Origin of the sequence: Streptomyces sp. SID14478 (assembly GCF_010548525.1) — a bacterium.
GTDB lineage: Bacteria > Actinomycetota > Actinomycetes > Streptomycetales > Streptomycetaceae > Streptomyces.
This window is the reverse complement of the sequence record NZ_JAAGMG010000701.1, coordinates 1-7952: the sequence shown is the minus strand read 5'-3', so window position 1 is coordinate 7952 and position 7952 is coordinate 1. Positions and strand designations below refer to the sequence as shown.

The window sequence follows — 7952 nt, the reverse complement described above, 5'->3', positions numbered from 1 at the left end:
TTGGCGTCCGGGGCGACGAGGGACGCCGCCGTGGCCAGGGCCACCGCGAGGAACCCGGCGTTGGCGAGGGCGGCCACGACGCGGGTGGCGAGGAGGACGGCGTAGCTCCCCGTGAGGGCGCCGACGACGTGGGCGAGCGCGAACACCGTCAGGAATCCGGCCAGCGCCGCCCGGCGCGAGCGGCGCAGCGCGAGCACCGCGGCCGGCGGCGCTCCGACGATCATGCCGACGGCGAAGGCGGACGTGAGCGATCCGGCGGCGGGCAGCGAGATGCCCAGGTCGTGGGCGATGTCGGGGGCGAGGCCCGACAGCATGAACTCGGAGGTTCCTTGCGCGAAGACGGCAAGGGCGAGCAGGTAGAGCGCGAAGGGCACAGCGGACTCCGTGACCGTACGAAGGCGAAGGTGGTCGCGGTACGGCAGTCCGGGCGATGGCAGGTGTCAGCGGAGGCAGGGACCCGAAGGGAGCCTCAACGCCGCACGGAAGAAGGCCACCGGACGGCTGCCGGTGGCCGGAGTCTGTCGGACTCGGGGGAGCTCATGCCGGGCAGCGTAGGCAGCGGCCCGGCACGGCGTCCACCGGGTTTCCGGGGGCCTCAGCGCACGAGACAGGGGCGCTTGCCGTCGAACTCCCAGCCCGGGACGAGGTACTGCATCGTCACGGCGTCGTCGCGGGCGCCCAGCGCCTTGGACCGGTAGAGCTCGTGGGCCGCGAGGAGCCGGTCCGTGTCCAGGGTGACGCCGAGGCCCGGCGCGTCGGGGACGGCGATCTCGCCGCCGACGATGCGCGGCGGCGCGACGGTCAGGCGTTCCATGCCCTCCTGCCAGATCCAGTGGGTGTCCAGGGCGTTGTACGCGCCGGGGGCCGCCGCGCCGCAGTGCGTGACCATGGCCAGCGAGATGTCGAAGTGGTTGTTGGAGTGGCAACCCCAGGTCAGACCCATGGCGTTGCAGAGCTGGGCGACGCGGACCGAGCCCTGCATGGTCCAGAAGTGGGGGTCCGCGAGGGGGATGGACACGGACTGGAGGGCCAGGGCGTGGGTCATCTGGCGCCAGTCGGTGGCGATCATGTTGGTCGCGGTCGGCAGGCCCGTCGCGCGGCGGAACTCGGCGAGGATCTCACGGCCCGAGTAGCCGTCCTCGGGGCCGCAGGGGTCCTCGGCGTAGGCGAGCACGTCGGTGAGCGGGGCGCACAGTTCGACGGCCTCGCGCAGGGACCACGCACCGTTCGGGTCGAGGGTGATCCGGGCCTCGGGGAAGCGCTCCTTGAGGGCGCGCACGGCCTTGACCTCCTCGGTTCCGGCCAGGACGCCGCCCTTGAGCTTGAAATCCCGGAAGCCGTAGAGGTCGTACGCCGCCTCGGCCTGGCGGACGATCGCGCCGGGGGTCAGCGCCTCCTCGTGCCGGGTCCGGTACCAGTCGACGTCCGCGTCCGGCTCGCGGGCGTAGTCGAGGTCGGTGCGGTCCGGGTCGCCGACGTAGAAGAGGTAGCCCAGGACGCGTACGGAGTGGCGCTGTTGGCCGTCGCCCAGGAGGGCCGCGACCGGGACGTCGAGGTGCTGTCCGAGGAGGTCGAGCAGCGCCGACTCGACCGCGGTGACGGCGTGCACGGTGGTGCGCAGGTCGAAGGTCTGGGCGCCGCGGCCGCCGGTGTCGCGGTCGGCGAAGCGGTCGCCGATCGCGCGCAGGACCCGCTTGTAGTCGCCGACCGTGGCGCCGACGACGAGGGACGCGGCGTCGCGCAGGGTCCGGGTGATCTTCTCGCCGCCGGGCACCTCGCCGAGCCCGGTGCGGCCCTCGGAGTCGGTGAGGACGACGACGTTGCGGGTGAAGTAGGGGCCGTGGGCGCCGGAGAGGTTCAGCTCCATGCAGTCGCGGCCCGCGACGGGGTAGACGGCGAACTCGGTGACGGTGGGCTGCTGCGGGGGCTTTCTCATCGGATTCCTTGCAGGCGTGGCGGAGGTGGAGGGGGGTCAGATGCCGGCCGCGTTCAGCGCGAGGACGCCGCCGAGGCCGAGGAGGGCGAGGACCGTCGTGTAGCCGGTGCGGACCTTGATGGCGTCGGGCAGCGACAGGTTGAAGTACTCCTTGAAGAGCCAGAACCCGGGGTCGTTGACGTGGCTGAAGGCGAGCGAGCCGCAGGAGACGGCGAGCACCATCAGTTCGGGGCTGACCGGCTGGCCCGCGAGCAGCGGGAGCACCACTCCGGAGGCCGTGACCACGGCGACCGTCGCCGAGCCGAGCGCGAGGCGCAGGATGGCGGCGATCAGCCAGGCGAGGACGATCGGCGAGACGGACCAGGTGTCGGTGAGGTCCTTGATGTAGTCGGAGATGCCGCCTTCGACGAGTACTTCCTTGAAGGCGCCGCCCGCTCCGATGACGAGCAGGATCATCGCCATGGCCTGGGCGGCCGAGGCGCAGGAGGCGGTGACCTCCTTCAGGGGGCGGCCGATGCGCGGGCCGAACGCCCAGATCGCGAGGACCAGGGTGAGGAGCAGGGCGATCGGGGCCGAGCCGAGGAACGCGACGGTGTGCACCAGCGGGCTCTCGGAGTCGGTCGCCATGTCGGTGACGGACGCCCCGGCGATCAGCACGACCGGGAAGAGGGCCACCGACAGGGACCAGCCGAGACCCGGCATCTCGTGCTCGTCGAACTCCTTGTCGCTGACCAGGCCGGGCGGGATGGCCGGGTCCAGTTTCCTGACGAACGGCAGGCGCGGCCAGACGAGGGAGATCGCCGCGCCGACCGGGACGGCTATGCACAGGCCGTACAGCAGGGTGTGGCCGACCGAGGCGTGGAAGGTGCTGGCCACGGCGACGGGACCGGGGTGCGGCGGCAGGAAGCTGTGCATCGTCGACAGGGTGATCGACATCGGCAGGCCGACCCAGAGCAGGTTCGTCCGGACCACCCGGACCAGGGTGAACGCGACGGGCACGATGATGATGAACGCGACCTCGTAGAACATGGTCACGCCGATCAGGACCGACGTGACGATCATGGCGAGCTGGACGCCGCGCGGCCCGAAGGCGTCCAGGAGCCGGCCGGCGATGCGCTGCGCGGCGCCCGAATCCCCCATCACCCGGCCGACCATGGCGCCGAGCCCGATGGTGAGCATCGTGTCGCCGATCTGGTCGCCGATGCCCTTGGACAGGACGTCGGGGACGGACGCCACGGGGATGCCCTGGACGACGGCGACGCCCACGGCCACGAGCAGCAGGGCGATGAAGCCGTTCAGCCTCAGCCGGGTCATGAGGAGCAGCAGGACCAGGACACTGATCCCGACCACGAGGAGCGGCATGCCAGTTCTCCCTTGAACTGTGCGGGTACTGAGCGGTGCGGGTACGCAGCGGCGGGCGGCGGGTCAGCCGACCAGGCCCAGCCCGTGGTCGAGCACCTTCTCCAGGTCGGCGAGGTCGCGCGGGCCCGGGTCGGCGAGCGGGGCGCGCACCGGGCCGACGGGCAGGCCGCGCAGCCGGGCGGCGGCCTTGACCAGGGAGACGGCGTAGCCGGGGACCCGGTCACGCAGCTCGACGAGGGGCACGTAGAACTCGCGCAGCAGTGTCGTCAGCCTCGCCTCGTCGTCGGCGCGCAGGGCGGCGAAGAAGGCGTCGGCGATCTCGGGCGCGAAGGCGTGCACGGCCGAGGAGTACGCGGGGACGCCGACGGTCGCGTAGGCGCGGGCCTGGATCTCGGCCGTGGAGGCGCCGTTGAAGAACAGGAAGCCGTCGGGGGCGGCGAGGGTGAGGCGCTGCAGGCGGTCCAGGTCGCTGTGCCCGTCCTTGACGCCGATGACGGTGGGCAGCGCCGCGATCTCGCGCAGGCTGTCGGCGCTGAAGGTGACTTGGCCGCGCTGGTAGGCGACGAGTGGCAGGCGCGTGCCGGCGGCGATCCTGCGGACCTGTTCGACCAGGCCGGCCTGCGGGGCGGCGGTCAGGTAGTGCGGCATGACGAGCAGGGCGTCCGCGCCCGCCTCCTCGGCGATCCGGGCGAAGCGCAGGGCCTGCGCCCAGCCGTAGCCGATGCCCGCCACGACGGGTGTGCGCCCGTCGGCGGCCTCGACGGTGGCCCGTACGACGGTGCGGTACTCGTCCTCGTCGAGGGAGAAGAACTCGCCGGTGCCGCAGGCCGGGAAGACCGCGCCGGGGGCGGTGGCCAACGTGCCGGTGAGGTAGGCCCGGTAGGCGTCCGGGTCGAGACTGCCGTCGGGCGCGAAGCTGGTGAGCGGGAACGACAGGACACCGCCCGCCATCCCGTCGCGCAGTCGTTGAGCGACCCGTTCGGCCTCGGTGTCCGTCGCGATCCCCACCATGAACCCCATTCCCGTATGCAGACGTCGTCTACGTATGAGAATGGAGGCTAGATCTGTGAACCTGGCATGGTCAATGGGGTGAGGGCGCCGAACCTCGTGCCTCCACGAACCCGCCTCACACCATCCGCACCCCCCGCGCCGATCCCGCGATCCCCGCGAGGAACCCCTGCGCGTGATCGGAGACGCCCTGCGTCAGCCACGACGGGTCGATCTCGCAGACCGCGACCTTCACGCCGGTTCCGGCGAGGGCGATGGGCAGGGTGTGCACCACGGTGGAGGGGAAGCTGAGGATCGTGCGGCCTATCGGGCCGCGGCGGGCGATCAGTTCGAGGGGAAGGTCCGGGCGGACCACTTCCAGGCCCGTCTCGACGGCGAGGCGGTGGAGCTTGTCGGAGCTCTCGCGGCGGTGGGCGAAGTAGCGGGTGGCGCCGTGCGCGCGGGACAGCTCGCGGACCGCCTGCAGATAGCGGTCGAGGTCCACGACTCCCGTCTCCACCAGGGACGTTCCGACCAGGTCGGCGCCGCGCGTGAGGCGGGGCGGGCCGAAGCGGGCGCGGGTCCACGCGTAGTCGTTCGCCAGGACGGCGACGTCCTCGGGGGTCTCGTCCACCGGCATGGACGTGAACAGGGAGACCGTCCGGCGGCCCGGGCGCGGGGTGAGCCGGCGCCGGGCCGAGGAGGAGACGGGGCCGAACACGATGTCGCGCGGGCCCGGCCGGCCGCCGCGCCGGTGCCAGCGCACCAGCCGTTCCCCGCGCGCCAGTTGGGAGATGAACTCCATCGTGGCGGTGCCGTCGTCGACGACGACCAGGTCGCGGGCGCGAGTGATCGTCAGCAGCAGTTGTACGTAGCGGGAGAAGGGATCGCCGATCACTATCCGCTCCGCCCGGCGCAGCGGTCCGGCGAGGCCGCCGATCGTCTGGAAGGGCGCGCCGGGGCCGCCCCGCGCCTCCTCCCAGCGGACCGTGTGGCCTTCCCCGCGGGCGAGTTCGGCCATGCGGCGCAGCTGGCCGCGGGTCATCGGATCGGTGGGCGAGAGCACCACGACGGTCGCCGTGACCTCGGCGCGGTGCGCCCACTCCAGGACGTTGAGCAGCTGGACCGGGCTCTCGACGAAGCACAACGTACTGCCATTGCCAGACATGCGACCCTCCCCAGGGACGCCGTGGCGGTCCGGCGCACCGTCAAGTGCGCCGGACCGCCCAGGAGTTGAGGATCAGACGCCGACCGGCTCACCGGCGGCGACGGCGATCTCCGACTCGGCGACGACGCCCGCGACGCGGCGCAGCTTCTTCATCGGGCCGAGCTCGGACTCGTAGACCTTCTTGACGCCGTCACCGAGGGAGGCCTCGATGGTGCGGATGTCGCGGACGAGGCGGGTGAGGCCCTGCGGCTCGACGGAGGCGGCCTGGTCCGAGCCCCACATGGCGCGGTCGAGGGTGATGTGGCGTTCGACGAAGGCGGCGCCGAGGGCGACCGCGGCGAGCGTGGTCTGCAGGCCCGTCTCGTGGCCGGAGTAGCCGATCGGGACGTTCGGGTACTCGGCCTGCAGGGTGTTGATGACGCGGAGGTTGAGCTCCTCGGCGACCGACGGGTACGTCGACGTGGCGTGGCACATCAGGATGTTGTCGCTGCCGAGGACCTCGACCGCGTGCCGGATCTGCTTCGGCGTCGACATGCCGGTGGACAGGATGACCGTGCGGCCGGTGGCGCGCAGGGCACGCAGCAGCTCGTCGTCGGTCAGCGAGGCGGAGGCCACCTTGTGGGCCGGGACGTCGAACTTCTCCAGGAAGGCGACGGCCTCGGTGTCCCACGGGGAGGCGAACCAGTCGATGCCGCGCTTCTTGCAGTGCGCGTCGATCTGGCGGTACTCGTCCTCGCCGAACTCGACGCGGTGGCGGTAGTCGATGTACGTCATCCGGCCCCAGGGGGTGTCGCGCTCGATGTCCCACTGGTCGCGCGGGGTGCAGATCTCGGGGGTGCGCTTCTGGAACTTGACGGCGTCGCAGCCGGCCTCGGCGGCGACGTCGATCAGCTTGAACGCGTTCTCCAGGTCGCCGTTGTGGTTGATGCCGATCTCACCGGTGATGTAGACGGGGTGACCGGGGCCCGCTGTGCGCGAACCGAAGGTACGGAGGCGGGAGTTGAGGACAGACATGGTGATGGCGTTCCTTACTTGTCGAGCGGGGTGAGCGGGGTCAGGGGGTCGAGGGAGGCGCCGAGGATCCAGCCGGCGATCTCCCGGATCGCGCCCTCGCCACCGGGGACGGTGGTGACGGCGCGTGCGGCGTCGCGCACGACGTCATGGGCGCTCGCGACCGCGACGGGCCAGCCGGCGACGGCGAAGCACGCGAGGTCGTTGACGTCGTTGCCGACGTAGAGCACGCGCTCGGGCGCGATGCCCTGCTCCTCGCACCACTGCTTCAGTGCGAGGTCCTTGCGGTCGATGCCGTGCAGGACCGGGATCTTGAGCTTCCTGGCCCGGGCGGCGACCACCGGGTTCACTTCCGTGGACAGGATCAGCAGGTCCAGGCCGCTCCTGCGGAGGGCCGCGATGCCGAGGCCGTCACCGCGGTGCACGGTGACGAACTCCCGTCCGTCGGAGTCGATCAGCACCTTGTCGTCGGTCTGGGTGCCGTCGAAGTCGAGGACGACCGCGTCGATGTCCTCCCGCGTGGGGAGGGTGCGCTGGTCGAAGAGGGGGGCCAGCGCGCGGGCGCGGGCCAGGTCGTGCGGGTCGTCGATCTCCAGGACCCGGGCGGGGTCGGTGCGCACGAGGTCGGTGCGGCCGAAGAAGCGGTGCCCGTGGCGGCGGAAGCCGGTGGCCTCCATGGCGTAGACGGCGCCGGTCTCCAGCAGGTCCTGGGGCCGGTCCTGGCGCATCTGGCGGAAGGCCCTGTCGTGGTTGACGCCGTAGCCGCCGCTGGTGGCCTGGGCCTCGGTGACGAGGGTGTCGGTGCCGCCCAGGGACGCGGCCCGCTCCCCGGCGATCGCCTGCGGCTCGTCCGCCGCGTCGCGCCACACGAACCCGTGGAAGGGGGCGACGGTCAGGGCGCTGTCCGCCCCGTTCGCGACGATCGCGCCGACCACCCCGTCGATGTCCTCGCGGACGAGGAAGGGGCTGGTGCACTGGACGAGCAGGACTACTTCAACGGGGCCCGCGGCCGCGCCGTGCAGCGCCTCGTGGGCGTCCATGGCGTGCAGCACGGCGGCCTCGGAGCTGGACTTGTCCCCGGCGATGGCCGCGGGCCGGGTGACGACCTCGGCGCCGGCCCCGCGGGCGACGTCGGCGATGGCCGCGTCGTCGGTGGAGACGACGACGTCCGTGACGTGCCGGGTGGCGAGGCACTCGCGCACGGCGCGGGCCACCAGGGGCACGCCGCCGACCTGGGCGAGGTTCTTGGCCGGGACGCCCTTGGAACCGCCTCGGGCGGGGATCACGGCGAGGACGCGGCGGACCACGGCCGCCGGCTCACCCGCTTCGGGATCGGTCATCTGCGCTTCTCCTTCGGGGAGTTGGGGGGTTCGGGGGTGGCTCACAGCTCCCCCATCCGGCGGATCACGGGGGCGACGCGCTGCACCCCGTGCCGGTAGGCGCCGCGGGCGGCCCGGCGCACGACCTGCCGCACGGGCCCCGGCTCCT

7 protein-coding genes are annotated in these 7952 nt (G+C 72.3%); all 7 read right to left on the bottom strand.

Annotated features, from left to right (window positions below; genetic code table 11):
- Positions 1-374: MFS transporter (locus G3I40_RS23375; protein ID WP_164304085.1), on the bottom strand; the 374-nt coding region annotated here is incomplete at its 3' end.
- 221 nt (positions 375-595) lie between these two features.
- Positions 596-1936, bottom strand: coding sequence for an enolase C-terminal domain-like protein (locus G3I40_RS23370; protein WP_164304084.1), 1341 nt, complete (start codon positions 1934-1936; stop codon positions 596-598).
- Between the two features lie 36 nt (positions 1937-1972).
- Positions 1973-3298 (bottom strand): gluconate:H+ symporter, encoded by a 1326-nt coding sequence (locus G3I40_RS23365; RefSeq protein WP_164304083.1) that lies wholly within the window; start codon positions 3296-3298, stop codon positions 1973-1975.
- 63 nt (positions 3299-3361) lie between these two features.
- The gene (locus G3I40_RS23360) at positions 3362-4309 is read right to left on the bottom strand and encodes a 5-dehydro-4-deoxyglucarate dehydratase (RefSeq protein WP_164304082.1); all 948 of its coding nucleotides are present in this window, start codon (positions 4307-4309) and stop codon (positions 3362-3364) included.
- Between the two features lie 115 nt (positions 4310-4424).
- Positions 4425-5453, bottom strand: a complete 1029-nt coding sequence (locus G3I40_RS23355; protein ID WP_164304081.1) for a hypothetical protein — start codon at positions 5451-5453, stop codon at positions 4425-4427.
- Between the two features lie 72 nt (positions 5454-5525).
- Positions 5526-6467 carry an N-acetylneuraminate synthase family protein gene (locus G3I40_RS23350; RefSeq protein ID WP_164304080.1) on the bottom strand — a complete coding sequence of 314 codons (942 nt, stop codon included), beginning with the start codon at positions 6465-6467 and terminating at the stop codon, positions 5526-5528.
- Between the two features lie 14 nt (positions 6468-6481).
- Entirely contained in the window at positions 6482-7804 is a 1323-nt protein-coding gene (locus G3I40_RS23345; RefSeq protein WP_164304079.1) for an acylneuraminate cytidylyltransferase, read from the bottom strand.
- Positions 7805-7952 lie beyond the last annotated feature (148 nt).